Raw genomic sequence first — 19352 nt, 5'->3', positions numbered from 1 at the left:
GCCGTCTCGTCGGTCCACCCGAGGGATCCCCTGACCCCACCCCGACAGACCAGTAGGCCCCCCGCGTCACCCTGATAGGTGAACCTGCCGAAGGCCCGCCCAGCGGTCGCCGCCGCCTTGCGACGCCGCGAACCGTCCCCGTACAAGATCCCCGACAGAAGTTACTGCCTGGTAGATCACCGGGCGCGAGGGAACGGGGACAAGCCATGAACACCACCACCACGCCCACCACGCCCACCACACGCACCACAGCCACACCCACCACCACCGCACCCGCCGCCACCACCCGCCCCCGGACCCCACGCCCCCGCTCGGCCCCACGCGGCCCCGCCGGCACCAGCCCGCGCGGCTCGGCCGGAGCGCGCCCAGGAACGGCCGCTCCACGCGCCCGTACGGCTCCACGCGTCGTCCCCACGCACGCCTACTTCGCCGAGCGCCTGCTGCTCGTCCTGAGCGGTCAGCGGCCCGTTCACTGGATGCTGGGCCAGACCGTGGGAGAGGCGTACGAGCAGCTGGTCCAGCTCGCCCCCACGACCCCCTTCGGGGGTCACGGCATCCGCCCCGTACTCCGCAGCTGCCGGGCCCAGCCCACCGCGGGCGTCCTGGAGGCCTTCGCCAGCGTCGCGACGGGCCGGGGCGTACGCGCCATGGCCTTCAGGCTGGAGCTCGGCGCCGACCGCCGCTGGCGCTGCGCCGCCGTGGAGCTGGACGGCCTCCGTCTGGACAGCGGCCTCCACGCGCGCGTGCCGACCCAACCGACGCGACCGACGCGACCGACGCGACCGACCCAGCCAACCCACCCATGAAGCCCCACCCAAGCCGAAGGGGCCGACCACCCTCAGGTGCCCGGCCCCTCCTACCCCACAAGGGGTTCCCCCACAGGGGTTACTTCTTCCGGCGACGCCCGCCCGTGCTCTTCTGCGCCTTGCGGCGCTCCGCACGCGTCAGACCGTCACCGCCGGCCGAGGCGTCCTCGCTCACGAAGTCGCCCTCGACGACGCTGCCGTCACCGTCCACCTTCGGCGCGGTGAAGTGCAGCCGGTCCGGACGCTGCGGGGCCTCCAGGCCCTTCGCGCGGATCTCCGGGCGCCCGGCCGGCACCGCGTCCTTGGTGAGGGAAGGCGCCGCGTCCTGCACCGGGACCTCCTCGACCTGCTGCTCGACCTGGACCTCCAGGTTGAACAGGTAGCCGACGGACTCCTCCTTGATGCCCTCCATCATCGCGGTGAACATGTCGAAGCCCTCGCGCTGGTACTCGACCAGCGGGTCCTTCTGGGCCATCGCGCGCAGGCCGATGCCCTCCTGCAGGTAGTCCATCTCGTAGAGGTGCTCGCGCCACTTACGGTCGAGCACGGAGAGGACCACGCGGCGCTCCAGCTCGCGCATGATGTCCGAGCCGAGCGACTTCTCACGGGCGGCGTACTGCTCGTGGATGTCGTCCTTGACGGACTCGCCGATGAACTCGGCGGTGATGCCCGCGCGGTCACCGGCCGCGTCCTCCAGCTCGTCCACGGTCACCTTCACCGGGTACAGCTGCTTGAACGCGTTCCAGAGCCGGTCGAGGTCCCACTCCTCCGCGAAGCCCTCGGCGGTCTCCTGGCGGATGTAGTCGTCGATCGTGTCGTCCATGAAGTGCTGGATCTGCTCGTGCAGGTCCTCGCCCTCCAGGACGCGGCGGCGCTCGCCGTAGATGACCTCACGCTGCCGGTTGAGGACCTCGTCGTACTTCAGGACGTTCTTACGCGTCTCGAAGTTCTGGGTCTCGACCTGGGACTGCGCGGAGGCGATGGCGCGCGTGACCATCTTGTTCTCGATCGGCACGTCGTCCGGCACATTGGCCATGGCCATGACGCGCTCGACCATCTGGGCCTTGAACAGGCGCATCAGGTCGTCGCCGAGGGAGAGGTAGAAACGGGACTCGCCCGGGTCGCCCTGACGGCCGGAACGACCACGCAGCTGGTTGTCGATACGGCGCGACTCGTGGCGCTCGGTGCCGAGCACGTACAGCCCGCCGAGGTCCTTGACCTCCTCGAACTCCGCCTTCACGGCCTTCTCGGCGCGCTCCAGGGCGGCGGGGAGGGCCGCGGCCCACTCCTCGACGTGCTCGACCGGGTCCAGGCCCTGCTGGCGCAGCTCGGCCTCGGCGAGGTCGTCCGGGTTGCCGCCGAGCTTGATGTCGGTGCCTCGACCGGCCATGTTCGTGGCGACGGTGACGGCGCCCTTGCGGCCCGCCTGGGCGACGATCGTGGCCTCACGGTCATGCTGCTTGGCGTTGAGCACCTCGTGCTGGATGCCGCGCTTGGAGAGCTGCTGCGAGAGGTACTCGGACTTCTCGACCGACGTCGTACCGACGAGGATCGGCTGGCCCTTCTCGTGCTTCTCCGCGATGTCGTCGACGACGGCGGCGAACTTGGCGACCTCGGTCCGGTAGATCAGGTCCGACTGGTCCTTGCGGATCATCGGCCTGTTCGTCGGGATCGGGACGACGCCGAGCTTGTAGATCTGGTGGAACTCGGCGGCCTCGGTCATGGCCGTACCGGTCATGCCGGAGAGCTTGTCGTAGAGGCGGAAGAAGTTCTGCAGGGTGATCGTGGCGAGCGTCTGGTTCTCGTCCTTGATGTCCACCCCTTCCTTCGCCTCGATCGCCTGGTGCATGCCCTCGTTGTAGCGGCGGCCGGCGAGGATACGGCCGGTGTGCTCGTCGACGATCATGACTTCGCCGTCCATGACGACGTAGTCCTTGTCCTTCTTGAACAGTTCCTTGGCCTTGATGGCGTTGTTCAGGTAACCGACGAGCGGGGTGTTCACCGACTCGTAGAGGTTGTCGATGCCCAGCCAGTCCTCGACCTTGGCGACGCCGGACTCGTGGATGCCGACGGTCCGCTTCTTCTCGTCGACCTCGTAGTCGCCGGTCTCCTCGATGCCCTTGAGCGGGTTGCCGGCCTCGCCGCGGGTGAGGCGGGTGACGAGCTTGGCGAAGTCGCCGTACCACTTCGTGGCCTGGTCGGCCGGGCCGGAGATGATCAGCGGCGTACGGGCCTCGTCGACCAGGATCGAGTCGACCTCGTCGACGCAGGCGTAGTTGTGGCCGCGCTGGACGAGCTCGTCCTTGGACCACGCCATGTTGTCGCGCAGGTAGTCGAAGCCGAACTCGTTGTTCGTGCCGTACGTGATGTCGCAGGCGTACTGCTCGCGACGCTGGGCCGGCGTCATGTTGGCCAGGATGCAGCCGACCTGCAGGCCCAGGAACTTGTGGACGCGCCCCATCATCTCGGAGTCACGCTCGGCCAGGTAGTCGTTCACCGTGATCAGGTGGACGCCCTTGCCGGACAGCGCGTTGAGATAGGCCGGGAGCGTACCGACGAGGGTCTTGCCCTCACCGGTCTTCATCTCGGCGACATAGCCGAGGTGGAGGGCGGCGCCGCCCATCAGCTGCACGTCGTAGTGACGCTGGCCGAGGACGCGCTTGGCGGCCTCGCGGACGGTCGCGAAGGCTTCGGGGAGCAGGTCGTCGAGGCTCTCACCGTCGGCGTACCGCTGCTTGTACTCATCGGTGAGCGCCCGCAACTCGGCGTCGGAGAGGTTGACGAAGTCCTCTTCGATGGAGTTGACCTGGTCCGCGATGCGGTGCAGTTTGCGCAGGATCTTGCCTTCGCCTGCACGCATGAGCTTGTTGAAGACGGACACTGAGGCTGGTCTCCTTGCCGGTCGGGCCTGGCACTGGGTCGTGTGATGGACTCGGGCGCGGGCACGGCAGGTGGTCCCCACCGCAACGGCCATCGTAAGCGAGACCGCCGCCGCGTCGGGAGGCCCGAGGGCCGGAGCGTCACCGCTGCCCGGAATGAGAACGCACGAGACGCGCCGAAGGTGCCGCAGCGCCCGAAAAGTGTTCGCTTCCAAAACTCCCCGCCGACCGGGCCCAGGGCCCGGAAAACGGGCCGGAATCCAGACCGGAATCCGGGCCCGGAACCCGCACGAGCCCTACGCACAGCCCTATGCACAGCCCCACGCGCCCACCCCACGCCCACCCCCACTCACAGCCCCGCGCCCAGCCCGGAATCGGGCCCGAGTCCGCGCTCCCGCCCCCAGGACCCGAAAACTGCTCGCCCCCGCCCCCTCCACTGACCAGAATTCCGTCATGGAGCCGACGACACTGACCACGGACCGCCTGACCCTCGACACGTTCCGGCCCGAGGACCTCGACGAGGTCCTCGCCCACTGCCAGGACCCCGACATCCAGCGCTGGACGACGGTGCCCTCGCCCTACGTGCGTCAGGACGCCGAGTTCTTCCTGAACCGGATCGTCCCGGACGGCTGGCGGAACGACACCGAGTACACCTTCGCCGTACGGCTCCGGCAGGGCGGCCCGATCCTCGCCGCCGCCGCGCTCCACCACCCGCGCTCGGGCAGCTGGGAGGTCGGCTTCTGGACGGCCAAGGAGCACCGGGGCCGCGGCTACATGACGGAGACCGTCCTCGCCCTGGCCCGCTGGGCCTTCAAGGACCTGGCCTGCACGCGCCTGGAGTGGCGGGCCGAGGTCGGCAACGTGGGCTCCCTGGCGACGGCCGAGAAGGCCGGTTTCCGGATCGAGGGCGTGCTGCGGGCCGCACTGCCGAACAAGGGCGTCCTGCGGGACTCGTGGGTGGGCTCGCTGCTCCCGTCGGACCTGGGTCTCCCTGGCTCACTGCCGTACCTGCCGGCTCCCCAGGCCGCTCCGCGGTCGGCTCCGCCGTCGGCTCCGGCGTTCGAGGCCTGAGTGTCAGTGCCGCCCTCTAGGCTGCGGATCATGACCACTGTGCCGCCTCCCGTCGCCGAACTGTCCGCGGACGAAGCCCGCCGGATCGCCCTGCGGGCCCAGGGGTTCCTGGGCGCGCCCGACCGCCGCGCGGGCGTGCGGGGCGTCCTGCGTCACCTGGGGCAGGTCCAGCTCGACACGATCTCCGTGCTCGCCCGCTCGCACGAGCTGATCCCGTACGCGCGCCTGGGCTCCGTGGGGCGTACGACGGTCGAGGACGCGTACTGGACCGAGGGCCACGCCTTCGAGTACTGGTCGCACGCGGCCTGCATCCTGCCCGTCGAGGAGTGGCCGCTCTTCGCCTTCCGGCGCCGCGGCTACCGCTCGCGTCCGCAGTGGTACCACGACCTGCCGGACGGGGCGTACGACGCGGTGATCAAGCAGCTGCGGGCGGAGGGCCCGCAGACCGCGACGGAGCTCGGCGGCGCGAAGAACAAGGGCGAGTGGTGGGACTGGTCCGAGTCGAAGGTCGCCGTCGAGCGGGCGCTGATGTACGGCGAGGTGGTGTGCACCGAGCGGCGCGGCTGGAAGCGGGTCTACGACCTGGCCGAGCGGGCGATCCCGGACGCCGTGCTCCACGACGACCTGGACGACACCGAGTGCCTCCGGCAGCTCGTCCGTCAGGCGGGCGAGGCGCTCGGCGTGGGCACGCGCGCGGACATCGCCGACTACCACCGGCTGAAGAACGAGCAGTTCGACACGGTCGTCGAGGCCTCGGGACTTGTCCCGGTCACGGTGGCGGGCTGGTCCAAGCCCGCCTGGGCGGACCCGGCGGCGCTGGCGAGCGAGCCGCGCGGCCGGCACCGTACGACGCTGCTGTCGCCGTTCGACTCGCTGATCTGGGAGCGGGCGCGCACGGAGCGGATCTTCGGCTTCACCCACCGCCTGGAGGCGTACGTGCCGAAGCAGAAGCGCGTGCACGGCTACTTCGCGATGCCGCTGCTCGCGGGCGGAAAGCTGCTCGGCCGGGTCGACCCGGCGCGCGAGGGCCGCACGCTGGTGGCCCGGCAGGTGTCGCTGGAGTCCGCCAAGGCGGTCGCGCCGATGGCTCAGGCGCTGCGCGAGGCGGCCGAGTGGGTGGGCTGCGACGCGGTCCGGATCGAGCGCGCCGAGACTCCGGCCCAGGCCGAGGCCCTGGCCGCCGCCCTCACCTGATCTCCAGGATCTTCTCCCGCATCGCGTAGACGACGGCCTCCATCCTGGAGTGCAGCTGAAGCTTCTCCAGGATGTTCCGGACGTGGTTCTTCACCGTGTTCTCGGAGATGAAGAGTTCTTTCGCGATGTCCCGGTTGTTCATCCCGGTCGCGACGAGCTTGAGGACTTCCAGCTCGCGGTCGGTCAGCCGGGGCGCGGGCACGAGCCGGCGCTCGTCGGTCCGCTGGATCATCGACTTGAACTCGGTGAGGAGCTTGGACGCCATCGAGGGACTGATCTGCGACTGGCCGTCGGCCACCGCGCGAATCGCGGTGGCGACCTCGTCCGTGGAGATCTCCTTCAGGAGATAGCCGGTCGCGCCCGCCTTGATCGCGTCGTAGAGGTCGGCCTCCTCGTCGCTGATCGTCAGCATGATGATCTTCGCGCTGGGGGCGACCTCCTTGATGGAGGTACAGGCCTCGATGCCACCTCGTTTGGGCATCCGTACATCCATCAGCACGATGTCGGGCAACAAATCCGCGGCCTTGTCGACCGCCTCGGCCCCGTCACCCGCCTCTCCGACGACCTGGATGTCCTCCTCCTGGGCGAGGACGATCTCCAGACCCCGGCGAAAGAGGGCATGGTCGTCGACCACAAGGACCCGGATCGGCTCTTTGCGGGAGTCCCCGCTGGCTGAATCCGATCCCTCGGGGATGGCCGCGCCATCGGACTCTCGCCCGCTGTGCACCGGCCCGAAGCTGTCCGCCATCGTTCCTCCCCCTGAAGGCCGTGGCCTGAATTCGTGTTCGGTCCTCCAACCGCTGCTCTTGGAGCACCGGTTGGCGTGCACGCCATGATTTCATGCCCGGGCGACAACGCGGCGATCCCGTGGTCGCACGGGGGTGCCCCTGGGGGCGCAAGGGGCGCTCCAGGGGCACCGAGACGGACAGTTGTGGGGGTTGGTCGGGGGGTGCCTGCGGGCTGTGGGTCAGCCGCCGAGGGCACCGCCGGCGCCGCCACCCTCGGCGAGCGGGTCGCTCTCCAGGTGGATGACGCCGTAGTCGTACGCGTGTCGCCGGTAGACGACACTCGGCTGCTTCGTGTCGGAGTCGACGAAGAGGTAGAAGTCGTGACCGACGAGCTCCATCTCGTAGAGCGCCTGGTCGAGGGTCATCGGGGCGGCCCTGTGCGTCTTCTCGCGGACCACCAGGGGGCCTTCGCCCTGCACTTCGATGGAGCCCATCATCGTGGTGGGCACGGCACCGGCCTCGTCGGCGACCAGCTCGCCGTTTCCGTTCAGCTGGGCGACGCCCGGCACCACGTCGGCGACCTCGGCGGCCGAGAGACGGCCGTTGCCACGGCGGGTGTACCTCTTGTCGTGCTGCTTGCGCAGGCGCGCCTCGAGCTTGCCGTGGGCGAGGTCGAGCGCTGCGTACGGGTCGCCTGCCGCCGCTTCCGCCCGGATGACCGGGCCTCGGGAATGGACGGTGATCTCCACACGGTCGGACCGGTCGGCCTGCCGCGGGTTGTGCTCCTTGGACACCTCGACGTCGAGGCTGATCACCTTGCCGTCGAGCTTCTGGATCTTCTCCAGCTTCAGCTTCTCGGCCACGTGCTTGCGGAACCGCTCGGGCACCTCGGTCTTGCGGCCCTTGACGACGATGTCCACGCAGAACTCCGTTCCCGGATCGCTCAGATCGGCTCCTACGCCACTGAGCATCTCCCTTTGCACCAGACTCCGGTGAATGCCGGAGCCTCGGACTTGGCGACTTTCACCTCCTCCTCCCCAGTCGGCAAGATCCCCACCCCACCAACCTGAGGTTAATTCGCCCTGAACTCCTGTCCTGTAGGCGCACCCGTGCATTCGATGAGGCGTAGCCTTCGCCATTCCTCACAACCGAACATAGCTCGTTCGGTCGGGTGTCGGCACCCGCTGCAGCCACATACCTCCGTACGGGTGTTTTCACCTCTCACCACCTGCAACGATGCAAGTCGCCGGTCAGTTCCGGTTTATATCGAACGACGACGGCGAACAGGCGACCACCGCGGCCGTCGGCTGTACGAATCCTCTTTCCACATCGCCTCCGATCAACCCCGGAATGAACGACGGGTGTACGGCACTCAGTGCCCGCGCCGCCTCTGTCAGCGAGGCGCCGGTGGTCATCAGGTCGTCGACCAGGACCACCCGTCCGCGCCCCATGAGCCGCGCGCCGCCCGCCACGACCTCCAGCGCCCCGGCCAGGTTGGCGAACCGCCCGGGGGCGCCGAGCCCCGACTGGTCCGCGACGGCACGGCGCTGGCGCAGTACCGGAATCACCCGTGCGGCCCGCCCCCGACCGCGCAACCGACCGGCGGCGGCCAGCGCGATGCGCCGGGTCGGATCGTGGCCACGTGCCCGCACCGAGCGCCGGGACGACGGCACCGGTACGAGGAGAAGGGGACCGGCCCCCGGGCCGTCAGAGCGCCCGGCAGCCGCCTCCACGGCGCCCGCAAGGGCGGAGCCGAGCGGTCCGGCGAGCCAGAGCGCGCCGCGCTCCTTGTGGGCGAGCAGGACGGAACGTACGGCGTCGGCGTAGGGCGCGGCGGCATGCACCACCGGCAGACCGGCGGGCTCGGGCAGGGGTCTGACCCGGCGCGGCCCGGGACCCGTCAGCTCGTCACGGCACGGCGGGCACAACTCCGTACGGGGCCTGCCGCAGCCTCCGCAGGCGACCGGCAGCACCAGTCCGGCGATCTCGCGCCACCACCCCCGCATGGCTCCCACTGTCCTCCTGCGGGACCCACCCGGCCACCCCTGTGGACAACGCCCGGAACGCCCGGAACGCCCGGAGGGGGGCGGTGGCTACCCCGGGTAGACGGGAGCGGTGCCCGCGATCTTGACGAGTCGCTGCCAGTTCGCGCCCGGCACCAGCCGCACGATGCCGTCGTTGCCGGAGTCGGCGACGACGGGCGCCTTGTCGTCGTTGGGGGCGGCGACCGCCGTCACCCCGTTGAGGCCCGGCAGCACCGAGGCCGCCGACGTCGCGCCGTCGGTCTGGACGTACCGGACCTGCTGGACGCCACCGGCTTCCTTGCCGACCACCACGAGCCGGCTCGGACCGGCCCAGGACACGGCCGTGACCGTCTCCATGCGCGGCGCCACGGACTGCAGGTCCACGACGGACACCGTCGGCCGCGACGCGTCACCCTCGCGCTCCACCCGCCCGATCTTCAGGGTCGTCCGGCCGTCCTTCTCCTTCAGGAGAAGAGCGATCCGCACGCCGTCGGCGGAGACCCGCAGCGACTCCAGGCGCGCGCCGCCCGTCATCCAGGGCGCCCGTACCTCCACGGGCGTGCCCTCACCGTCCGGAACCGTCCACAGCTTCGGCTCGGCCGGGTTGCGGTCGGCGACCCACAGATCCCCGCGGCCGTCCCAGCTGGGCGCCGACAACCGGTCCTCGGGCCTGGCCGCGGTGCTCGTCACCAGCGCGGGGCGCAGCTCCTGGTCGGTGAGGATCGACGCCACGCGCAGCTCCCGCCCGTCCTTGCCGACCCCGGCCGCGCGGCTCTCGTCCCGGTCGACGGCGACCGACCGCAGCGGCGTGGCGCCCTTGCCGAACGGCCCCAGCGTCGCGTCCGCCTGCGCGTCCTCCTTGCCGCCGATGGGCAGCGTCTTCAGCGTGCCCTCCTCGTCGACGAAGAACGGGTTCTCCGCCCGTCCCGTGTCGCGCACCGGGGCGAACTCCTCGGCCTGCGCCTTGGACAGCACGCACAGCCGCCCACCGTCGGAACCCCGCTGCAGCTCCACCTGTTCGACCCGTACGGACGTCAGATCGCCGAGCGTGAACAGCAGCTGAGCCGCCATCCGCCGGCACACCTCCCCGCCCACCCGGTCGGCCTTGGAGTTGAGCGGCACCTTCAGCGTGGACTGGTCGTCCGTCGTGAGCGTGGTGACGCCCTCCTTCAGCTGCGTACCGGACGGGAAACGCGAATCGACGGCCGGCTTCAGCCAGTTCGTCGGCCCCTCCAGGAGCGCCCTGACGGTCTGCGTCACCGGATCCATCCGGGTCACCGGGTCCTGCCGCTGCCGGATGTACACCGGGTCGGCGACGACCCAGTCCTCACCGGACGCGAAGTAGTAGGTGTTGACGGAGCGGTAGTTCCGCTGGAAGTCGGCATCGCTGAGCACAAGGCCGGGGGGCAGGTGGTCGATGCGCCACTCCTTGCCCTTGCCGTCGGCGGCGGGCTGCTGCACGACGTGGATGAAGTCCCGGTAGTCGGTGGGCTTGCGCGGCTGGTAGGCGTGCCGGGCGTCCACGTATCCGATCTGCCGGCCGCGGATCGGATAGGACCGCCCCTGGGTCTCGGGGTCGGGGAGCCGGTCGGCCTGCTCGCGGTCCGGCGCCGTGGTGAGCACCGTGATGCTCTGCTCAGGCTTCCAGGACCGCGCGGCCTGCTTCGTCAGGTACTTCTTGGCCGTCGCGAAGCCGGGATCGTCACTGGTCATGGCTTCGAGGAAGCCGTCGACGATCTCGTCGGGCTCGGCGTTCTCCCGCGGCTGCACGGCATAGACGCGGACCTGCGAGTCGCCCGGGTTGGACGCCTTCACCTGCCGTACGTCCCCGTTGTCGGGCATCGTCGCGCACCCGGCCACCAGCAGCCCGCCGCACGCGAGAAGCACGCTCGACCTGGCCGTCTTCCGCCCTCCTCGGAAGTCAGCGCCCACGTGTCCCGTCCTCCCCCTCGGCGTGCGTCGACGCCATCGCTTCCCCGCTGTCGGCCTCGGCCGCCGCCCTCGCGACCACCCGGGCACCACTGCCCGGCAGCGCCGTCGGGTCCACCGTGGCCCGCGCCGCGGGCGGCACCCGCGGCGGTACGGGCAGGGCCGGACGGTCTCCCACCGGCTGCACCGGCAACGACACGTGGCGCGCCGCGCCCTGCCGCGTCTCCCCCTGGGCCTGCCCCCGGGTCCCGGGCCGGGCCTTGGCCTGCTCCCGGTTGCGCCGGGAGTCCTCCGGCTCCAGCGGGATCGGGGATCCGCGCAGCGGCTCGTCCGCGGTGCGCGGCAGGGTGAGCCGGAACTGCGAGCCGCCACCGGGCTCGCCCCAGGCCTGCAGCCAGCCACCGTGCAGCCGCGCGTCCTCCACCGCGATGGACAGGCCCAGGCCCGTCCCGCCGGTGGTACGCGCGCGTGCCGGGTCGGCCCGCCAGAACCGGTTGAACACCCGGGTCGCCTCGCCGGGCTTGAGGCCCACTCCGTAGTCCCGTACGGCGACCGCGACGGCCCCGCCGGCCGAGGCCAGCCTGACGATCACGTCCTTGCCCTCGCCGTGCTCGACGGCGTTGACCACGAGGTTGCGCAGCACCCGCTCGACCCGGCGGGCATCCGCCTCGGCCACGACCGGCTGCTCGTCGCCGACGACCACGATCCGGCCGCCCTTGCGCTCGGCGAGCGGCTCGGCGCCGCCGATCACCCGCCGTACGACCTGGCGCAGGTCTATCGGCTCGGCCTCAAGCGCCGCCGCGCCCGCGTCGAAGCGGCTGATCTCCAGCAGATCGGAGAGCAGCGACTCGAAGCGGTCGAGCTGGTCGCCGAGCAGCTCGGCGGAGCGCGCGGTGACCGGATCGAAGTCGACGCGCGCCTCGTGGATGACGTCGGCCGCCATCCGTACGGTCGTCAGCGGGGTCCGCAGCTCGTGCGACACGTCCGAGACGAACCGCCGCTGCATCCGCGAGAGCTCCTCCAGCTGCTGGATCTTCAGCTGAAGGTTCTGCGCCATCTTGTTGAAGGCCTCACCGAGGCGGGCGATGTCGTCCTCGCCGGTGACCTTCATCCGCTCCTGCAGACGTCCGGCCGACAGCCGCTCCGCGACCCCGGCCGCCATCCGCACGGGTGTGACGATCTGGCGCACCACGAGCCAGGCGATGGCGCCGAGCAGCACCACCACGAAGAGCCCGGCGGTCGCCAGCGTGCCCTTGACCAGGGTGAGGGAGTCCTCCTCCTGCGTCAGTGGAAAGAGGTAGTACAGCTCGTACTGGGTGCCCTCGGCGTCGTTGAGCCGCTTGCCGACCACGAGCCCCGGCTCGGAGCCCTTGCCGTTGGTGTAGTGGACACGGGTGTACGTCTGGAAGGTGCCGGCGCCCTGGGCCACGGAGTGCCGCAGGTCGGCGGGGATACTCGTGGCCGGATCGACCTCGCCGGAGGCTCGGGCGCCCCGGCTCGCGGGCCCGTCGGAGTCCTCCAGGGAGAGCGCGACCACGTTGAACGCGCTCTGGCCACCACTCGCGAGCTGCTCCACCAGCGTGGAACGCCAGGTGAGCGAGGAACCGGCCCGGCCGCCCTCCTGCCCGCCCGGCCCCGCCGGCGTGGTCGCCGCCTTGTCCTGCGCGGCGGAGAAACCACCGGCGGCCTGGCTCTGGGCGGCCTGCTCCTTGGCGTCGAGAAGTCCGTTACGGACCTGGCCGATGACGACCAGGCCGAGCAGCAGGACCACACCGAGCGACATCAGGAGGGTGCCCGCGACCACCCGCAGCTGGATGTTCCGCCGCCACAGCCGTACGGCAGGCAGCAGCGGACGACGTACCCAGCGCGCGAGGAGCCGGAGCGCCGAACCACCAGGCGCCCCGTCCTGGAGCAGACGGCCGAATCGCGAGCCCCCCCGCCCCGGTCCGACAGCCCGCCCCGACCGGACTCCTCGGTCCCCGGCCTCAGGAGCAGAACTGCCCTTGCTCATGTCAGCTCGGCCCCGCCTTGTAGCCGACACCGCGGACCGTCACCACGATCTCCGGGCGCTCGGGGTCCTTCTCGACCTTCGAGCGCAGCCGCTGGACGTGCACGTTCACCAGGCGGGTGTCGGCCGCGTGCCGGTAGCCCCAGACCTGCTCCAGCAGGACCTCACGGGTGAAGACCTGCCACGGCTTACGGGCCAGCGCGACGAGCAGGTCGAATTCGAGCGGCGTCAGGGCGATGGACTGCCCGTCGCGCTTCACGGAGTGCCCGGCCACGTCGATGACCAGGTCACCGATGGCGAGCTGCTCCGGCGCGGGCTCCTCCGACCTCCGCAGCCGCGCCCGGATCCGGGCGACGAGCTCCTTCGGCTTGAACGGCTTGACGATGTAGTCGTCGGCCCCGGACTCGAGCCCCACGACGACGTCGACCGTGTCGCTCTTGGCGGTCAGCATGACGATGGGCACCCCGGACTCGGCCCTGATGAGCCGGCACACCTCGATGCCGTCCCTTCCGGGCAGCATCAGGTCCAGCAGCACCAGGTCCGGCTTGACCTCCCGGAATGCGGCGAGCGCCTTGTCGCCGTCCGCGACGAACGACGGCTCGAACCCTTCACCCCGCAGCACGATCCCGAGCATCTCGGCCAGTGCGGTGTCGTCGTCGACGACGAGAACGCGTCCCTTCATATCGACATCATCCCATTTCCGTATCAGTCTCAAGGCGGCTGGTGAGATACCTCACTGACCTGCGGTGACGTCCGCGGTTGCCCGCCGTTGACGGTCGGTGCCTGTGGGTGTCGATGTCAGACATGGATGTCACCCCCGTAGCCCCCGTCGGCCGTGCTGAACCGTACCCTGACCGGCCTCACTCGGCCCACGGAACCGCCCGGCCCGGATCATGGACTCTCCCCCAGCACGCGTTCGCCGCCCCGCCACCGCCGCGGTTTGTGCGTACTGATCAGGCATCGGCCCAGTCTGCCCCCTGGCCCACCCCCGGACGCTCCCGCAAGGAAGGTACGAACGTGATAGCGGGCCCCGCCCACCGGCGGGCCCCTCGTGGCACGATGGCTCACGGCCCGCCGCCCCGACAGGGGAACGGCCACTGTGACCGCGCCGGCTCGCCGAGTCGGCCCCGCGACCATTCCTCGAGGTGGACGACCGTGAACGACACTCCGGGCTGGACCTCGCCCGGATCTGCTCCCTCCGACGGCCACGACGGCGCCGGAGTCCCCCGGCCCACGACGCCCGGTGACGCGAACGGCTCCGCCCCCCAGTGGTCCAAGGACCAGCCGCCCGCCGGACAGTGGACCCCGCCGACCGCGCCGGTCCCCGGCCAGGCGCCCGGCCCCCGGCCCGGCCAGGGCTGGGGCGGCCCGCCGCCGCAGGGGAACTGGGGCAGGCCCCCGGCCGCCAAGCCCGGTGTGATCCCGCTGCGCCCCCTGGGCATGGGCGAGATCCTCGACGGCGCGGTGTCGACGATGCGTACCTACTGGCGCACCGTCCTCACGATCACGGTCACCGTCGCGGTGATCTCCCAGACCGCCGACATCCTCGTCCAACGCTTCCTCGTCCCGAGGCCGCCCAAGATCGACGCGGACGCGAGCCCGGACGAGGCGCTCGCCCAGCTCGGCGACACCCTGCAGACGAGCCTCGTCGGCTCGATCCCGGCGATCCTCATCCTCCTCATGGCCACCCTGGTCAGCGCCGCGCTGCTCACCGTGGTCATCAGCCGCGCGGTCCTCGGCCGCCCGGTCTCGCTCGGCGCCGCCTGGCAGGAGGCCCGGCCCCGGCTGCTCCGACTGCTCGGGCTGACCCTGCTCCTGCCGCTGATGAGCGCGGCCATCATGCTGGTCGCCCTGCTGCCCGGCCTCCTCGTCGGCTCCGCCGCCGGCGCGGCGCTCGTCCTCCTCGGCGCGTTCGGCGGCCTGGCCGTCGTCATCTGGCTGATGGTCCGCTTCAGCCTGGCCACGCCCGCCCTGATGCTGGAGCGACAGGGCATCGTCCCGTCGCTGAAGCGCTCCGCCAAGCTGGTCCAGGGCGCCTGGTGGCGGATCTTCGGCATCACGCTCCTGACGCAGCTGATGCTCTTCCTCGTGGCGATGATCATCGCGATCCCGTTCTCGATCCTCGGGATCGCCCTGGACGGCAAGGGCTTCGACGGCCTCCTCTCCGGATCCACCCCCGAGTTCGGCTGGACGTTCCTGATCATCACCGGCATCGGCGGCGTCGTCATCAACGCGATCACGTACCCGATCTCGGCCGGCGTGACCGTCCTCCTCTACATCGACCAGCGCATCCGCCGCGAAGCCCTGGACCTCGAACTCGCCCGCGCCGCCGGTGTCCCCGGCTACGGCCCCGCCCCCGGCGATACGGCCACCGGGAGCTGACAGGGTGATCGAAACGGGGGGCACGATCACGGCGCGGAGGCCGCTCCTAGGCGCCGACGACGTACCCGTGGACGTTCCCCGCGTCCCCGCACGGGAGGCGGCGGAGCGGGAACTGTCCAAGCCGATGTACCACGAGAACGAACCCAACCTCCTCGAACGCGGCCTCACCCGCTTCTGGGAGTGGGTCGGCGGCCTCTTCGACGCGGCGGCGGGAGCAACCCCCGGCGGCCTGCTCGGACTTCTCGTGATCGTCGTGGTCGTACTCGCCCTGGTCGGCGGAGTCTGGTGGCGGCTCGGCACCCCCCGGCGCACCCCCACCACCGGGGACTCCCTCTTCGAGGACGGCCCTCGCACCGCCGACGACCACCGGGCCGCCGCCGCCCGGCACGCCGACGCCGGCCGCTGGAACCAGGCCGTCCAGGAACGGATGCGGGCCATCGTCCGCTCCCTGGAGGAGCGCACCCTGCTCGACCCCCGCCCTGGCCGCACCGCCGACGAGGCAGCCGCCGAGGCGGCCCGCACCCTGCCCTCGCACACCGACGAACTCCGCGCCGCGGCCCGCTCCTTCGACGACATCACATACGGCGGCCGCACCGCCGACGAGCCCGCGTACCGCCGCATCGAGGACCTGGACACCTCCCTGGAGCGGACCAGGCCGACCCTCGACACCGCCGCCGCGGGAGCGCCCCGATGACCCGGCCTCCCACCAGCACCACCTCGGCGTCGCTCACCCCCCGCCAGCTCTGGACCCGGACCCGAGGCGTCCTCCTCGTCCTCGCCCTGATCCTCATCGGCGGCGTCGTCCTGGCGACCGTGCGCTCCGCCGACCACCACGGCCACCTCGACCCCCGCTCCGCCGACCCCGACGGCAGCCGGGCCGTCGCCGAGATCCTCAAGGCCCAGGGCGTCACCCTCCAGGTGGTCACCACCCTCGACGAGGCGACCACCGCCGCCGACTCCGACAGCACCCTCCTGGTCACCACACCGGACCTGCTGACCGACCATCAACAGTCCACCCTGCACCGGGCCATGACCGTCTCCGGCGGCCGCACCCTCCTCGTCGGCGCCGGAGCCACCTCCCTCGGCGCCCTCGCCCCCGGCGTCACCACCGCCACCAGCGCCTCGGTGACGGTCCGCGAGCCAAGCTGCGCCCTTCCCGCCGCCGTCCGCGCCGGCAGCGTCGACCTCGGCGGCGAGCGATACACCACCGACCTCGACGAGGCGACCACCTGCTACCCCGCCGACGGGCAGCCCACCCTCGTCACCCTCCCGACCTCGGGCGGCGGCGACACCGTCCTCCTCGGCTCCGCCGACATCCTCACCAACGAACACCTCGACCAGCAGGGCAACGCCTCGCTCGCCCTGCAACTCCTCGGCTCCCGCCCCCATCTCGTCTGGTACCTCCCTTCGCTCTCCGACACATCCGTCACCGAGGGCGAGACCCCCGGCAGCACCACCGACAGCTTCTTCTCCCTCATCCCCTCGGGCTGGCTGTGGGGCGCGCTCCAACTCGCCCTCGCCGCCGTCCTCGCCGCCATCTGGCGAGGCCGCCGCCTCGGCCCCCTGGTGACCGAGCCCCTCCCGGTCGCCATCCGCGCCTCCGAAGCCACCGAGGGCCGCGCCCGCCTCTACCGCAAGGCCGACGCCCGCGACCGCGCCGCCGCCGTCCTGCGCACCGCGACCCGTACCCGGATCGCCCCGCTCCTCGGCGTCGCCGCCCAGGACGCCCACTCACCCGAGACCCTGCTCCCCGCGCTCACCGCCCGGCTCGACGGAACCGACGCGGACCCCAGGGACCTCCTCTTCGGCGCGGCTCCCGCCGACGACGCCGCACTCATCCGCCTGGCAGACCAACTCGACGCCCTCGAAAGAGAGGTACGCACCTCATGAGCGCCCCGACCCCCGAGACCCCTACGGATCCGGACAGCGCCCGCGCCTCCCTGGAGGCCCTGCGCACCGAGATCGCGAAGGCCGTGGTCGGCCAGGACCCCGCCGTCACCGGACTCGTCGTCGCCCTCCTCTGCCGCGGCCACGTCCTCCTCGAAGGAGTCCCCGGCGTCGCCAAGACGCTCCTGGTCCGCGCGCTCGCCGCCACGCTCGAACTCGACACCAAGCGCGTCCAGTTCACCCCCGACCTGATGCCGAGCGATGTCACCGGCTCACTGGTCTACGACGCCCGCACCGCAGAGTTCTCCTTCCAGCCCGGCCCTGTCTTCACCAACCTGCTCCTGGCCGACGAGATCAACCGCACGCCCCCCAAGACCCAGGCCTCCCTCCTCGAGGCCATGGAGGAACGTCAGGTCACCGTCGACGGAACACCCCGCCCGCTCCCCGACCCGTTCCTCGTCGCCGCGACCCAGAACCCGGTCGAGTACGAGGGCACCTACCCCCTCCCCGAGGCCCAACTCGACCGTTTCCTCCTGAAGCTGACGGTCCCCCTGCCTTCGCGCGAGGACGAGATCAACGTCCTGACCCGGCACGCGAACGGCTTCGACCCACGCGACCTCAAGGCCGCCGGGGTCCGCCCGGTCGCCGGCCCCGCCGAACTCGGGGCCGCCCGCGATGCCGTCGCCAAGACTTCGGTCTCCCCCGAGATCGCCGGCTACGTCGTCGATATCTGTCGTGCCACTCGCCATTCCCCCTCGCTCACCCTCGGTGTCTCCCCCCGAGGTGCCACCGCCCTGCTCTCCACCGCCCGCGCCTGGGCCTGGCTCACCGGCCGGGACTACGTCACCCCGGACGATGTGAAGGCCCTCGCGCTCCCCACTCTCCGCCACCGTGTCCAACTGCGGCCCGAGGCCGAGATGGAGGGCGTCACCGCCGACTCCGTCATCAACTCGATCCTCGCCCACGTCCCCGTACCCCGCTGAGAACGGCGCCCCATGGCCCTCACCGGACGAACCGCCCTGCTCACCGCCCTCGGATCACTCCCCGTGGGCATCCTCGCCCCCAGCTGGACGGGGATGCTCGCGGTGAACGCGCCCCTCTCACTCGCAATTCTGTGCGACTACGCGATGGCCGCGCCAGTGCGAACGCTGCAGTTCACCCGAAGCGGTGACACAACAGTTCGACTGGGTGACGGCGCGGAGGTCCAGCTGACCGTCACCAACCCCTCCCGCCGCCGTCTGCGCGCCCAACTCCGCGACGCGTGGCCGCCCAGCAGCTGGCTCCCCGGCACCGAACAGGCCGCCTCACGCCAGAAGTTGACCGTCCCCGCCGGCGAGCGCCGACGCCTCACGACGTCCCTGCGCCCCACCCGTCGAGGCGACCGCCACGCCGCCCGCGTCACCGTCCGCTCCTACGGCCCCCTCGGCCTGGCCGCCCGCCAGGGCAACCACACCGTGCCGTGGACGCTCCGCGTCCTGCCCCCGTTCACCAGCCGCAAGCACCTGCCGTCCCGCCTGGCCCGCCTCCGCGAGCTCGACGGCCGCACCAGCGTCCTCACCCGCGGCGAGGGCACGGAGTTCGACAGCCTCCGCGAGTACGTCCCCGGCGACGACACCCGCTCCATCGACTGGCGGGCCACCGCACGCCAGACCACCGTCGCCGTCCGCACCTGGCGCCCCGAGCGCGACCGGCACATCCTGATCGTCCTCGACACCGGCCGCACATCGGCCGGCCGCGTCGGCGACGTCCCCCGTCTCGACGCCGCGATGGACGCCGCTCTCCTCCTCACCGCCCTCGCCTCCCGCGCCGGCGACCGCGTCGACCTCCTTGCCTACGACCGCCGCCTCCGCGCCCAGGTACAGGGCCGCTCTGCCGGCGACGTCCTGCCCGCCGTGGTCAACGCCCTGGCCCCGCTGGAGCCGGAACTCGTCGAGACCGACGCTCGCGCCCTCGCGGCGACGGCCCTGGCCCGAGCCCCCCGCCGCTCGCTCCTCGTTCTCCTCACCAGCCTCGACGCGGCCCCGATCGAGGAGGGCCTCCTCCCGGTCCTCCCGCAGCTCACACAGCGCCACACGGTGCTCGTGGCCTCGGTCGCGGACCCGCACACCGACCGCATGGCCTCTCGCCGAGGCACGATCGAGGGCGTCTACGAAGCCGCGGCCGCCACCCAGGCCCAAGCCCAGCGCCACCGCACGGCGGACCAACTCCGCCGCTACGGCGTCACAGTCGTCGACGCCACCCCAGAAAACCTCGCCCCGGCCCTGGCAGACGCCTACCTCGCCCTGAAAGCAGCCGGCCGCCTCTGAGACGGAGCCTGTGGATCCGAAAAGGAGCCCACAGGCTCCTGGGAAACGGCCCTGGAACGCAGAAAAGCCCCGCACCAGAAGGTGCGGGGCTTTCCCACAATGATTGTTCGGCGGCGTCCTACTCTCCCACAGGGTCCC

15 protein-coding genes are annotated in these 19352 nt (G+C 71.4%); 8 read left to right on the top strand and 7 right to left on the bottom strand.

Annotated features, from left to right (window positions below; all coding sequences use genetic code 11):
* Positions 1 to 206 precede the first annotated feature (206 nt).
* A complete protein-coding gene (locus ACGFYP_RS17135; RefSeq protein ID WP_393493551.1) occupies positions 207 to 806 on the top strand; it encodes an Rv3235 family protein in 600 nt (199 codons plus the stop codon).
* Positions 807 to 885: 79 nt separating this feature from the next.
* On the opposite strand, the gene secA is transcribed toward ACGFYP_RS17135, so the two are convergent.
* Positions 886 to 3687, bottom strand: coding sequence for a preprotein translocase subunit SecA (gene secA, locus ACGFYP_RS17130; protein WP_393493548.1), 2802 nt, complete (start codon positions 3685 to 3687; stop codon positions 886 to 888).
* Positions 3688 to 4138: 451 nt separating this feature from the next.
* On the opposite strand from secA, the gene ACGFYP_RS17125 reads away from it, so the two are divergent.
* Both ACGFYP_RS17125 and ACGFYP_RS17120 read left to right on the top strand, forming a co-directional pair.
* The gene (locus ACGFYP_RS17125) at positions 4139 to 4756 is read left to right on the top strand and encodes a GNAT family N-acetyltransferase (RefSeq protein WP_393493545.1); all 618 of its coding nucleotides are present in this window, start codon (positions 4139 to 4141) and stop codon (positions 4754 to 4756) included.
* Positions 4757 to 4786: 30 nt separating this feature from the next.
* A complete protein-coding gene (locus ACGFYP_RS17120) occupies positions 4787 to 5950 on the top strand; it encodes a DNA glycosylase AlkZ-like family protein (protein ID WP_361962500.1) in 1164 nt (387 codons plus the stop codon).
* Here ACGFYP_RS17120 and ACGFYP_RS17115 read toward each other — a convergent pair.
* The 6 genes from ACGFYP_RS17115 to mtrA form a co-directional block, all read right to left on the bottom strand.
* Positions 5943 to 6698 carry a response regulator transcription factor gene (locus tag ACGFYP_RS17115; protein ID WP_361962498.1) on the bottom strand — a complete coding sequence of 252 codons (756 nt, stop codon included), beginning with the start codon at positions 6696 to 6698 and terminating at the stop codon, positions 5943 to 5945. The genes ACGFYP_RS17120 and ACGFYP_RS17115 overlap by 8 nt on opposite strands.
* A 219-nt stretch (positions 6699 to 6917) precedes the next feature.
* Complete coding sequence (gene hpf / locus ACGFYP_RS17110; RefSeq protein ID WP_361962496.1) at positions 6918 to 7598, bottom strand: ribosome hibernation-promoting factor, HPF/YfiA family; 681 nt, start codon at positions 7596 to 7598, stop codon at positions 6918 to 6920.
* A 330-nt stretch (positions 7599 to 7928) separates the two neighbouring features.
* Positions 7929 to 8684 (bottom strand): ComF family protein, encoded by a 756-nt coding sequence (locus tag ACGFYP_RS17105; protein WP_393493538.1) that lies wholly within the window; start codon positions 8682 to 8684, stop codon positions 7929 to 7931.
* A gap of 87 nt (positions 8685 to 8771) precedes the next feature.
* Positions 8772 to 10544: an LpqB family beta-propeller domain-containing protein gene (locus ACGFYP_RS17100; protein ID WP_393493536.1), complete on the bottom strand. Its 1773-nt coding sequence runs from the start codon at positions 10542 to 10544 to the stop codon at positions 8772 to 8774.
* Positions 10545 to 10623: 79 nt separating this feature from the next.
* Positions 10624 to 12642 (bottom strand): MtrAB system histidine kinase MtrB, encoded by a 2019-nt coding sequence (mtrB, locus tag ACGFYP_RS17095; RefSeq protein WP_393493533.1) that lies wholly within the window; start codon positions 12640 to 12642, stop codon positions 10624 to 10626.
* A 1-nt stretch (position 12643) separates the two neighbouring features.
* Entirely contained in the window at positions 12644 to 13321 is a 678-nt protein-coding gene (gene mtrA / locus ACGFYP_RS17090; RefSeq protein WP_055539974.1) for a two-component system response regulator MtrA, read from the bottom strand.
* Between the two features lie 473 nt (positions 13322 to 13794).
* Here mtrA and ACGFYP_RS17085 point away from each other — a divergent pair, with 473 nt between their 5' ends.
* From ACGFYP_RS17085 to ACGFYP_RS17065, 5 genes are read left to right on the top strand one after another with little or no spacing between them, the layout of a single operon-like run.
* Positions 13795 to 15021, top strand: coding sequence for a hypothetical protein (locus ACGFYP_RS17085; protein WP_393493528.1), 1227 nt, complete (start codon positions 13795 to 13797; stop codon positions 15019 to 15021).
* 4 nt (positions 15022 to 15025) lie between these two features.
* Entirely contained in the window at positions 15026 to 15715 is a 690-nt protein-coding gene (locus ACGFYP_RS17080) for a DUF4129 domain-containing protein (RefSeq protein WP_393493525.1), read from the top strand.
* Positions 15712 to 16911: a DUF4350 domain-containing protein gene (locus ACGFYP_RS17075; protein WP_393493522.1), complete on the top strand. Its 1200-nt coding sequence runs from the start codon at positions 15712 to 15714 to the stop codon at positions 16909 to 16911. Before ACGFYP_RS17080 ends, ACGFYP_RS17075 begins: the two co-directional genes overlap by 4 nt.
* Positions 16908 to 17891 (top strand): AAA family ATPase, encoded by a 984-nt coding sequence (locus ACGFYP_RS17070; protein ID WP_393493519.1) that lies wholly within the window; start codon positions 16908 to 16910, stop codon positions 17889 to 17891. The genes ACGFYP_RS17075 and ACGFYP_RS17070 overlap by 4 nt, the downstream gene beginning before the upstream one ends.
* A 12-nt stretch (positions 17892 to 17903) precedes the next feature.
* Complete coding sequence (locus tag ACGFYP_RS17065) at positions 17904 to 19214, top strand: DUF58 domain-containing protein (protein WP_393493516.1); 1311 nt, start codon at positions 17904 to 17906, stop codon at positions 19212 to 19214.
* Positions 19215 to 19352 lie beyond the last annotated feature (138 nt).

It is taken from the genome of Streptomyces sp. NPDC048370 (assembly GCF_043200825.1).
Classification (GTDB): Bacteria; Actinomycetota; Actinomycetes; order Streptomycetales; family Streptomycetaceae; genus Streptomyces.
The sequence above is the reverse complement of the archived record's forward strand: the minus strand, read 5'-3'. Positions and strand labels throughout refer to the sequence as shown.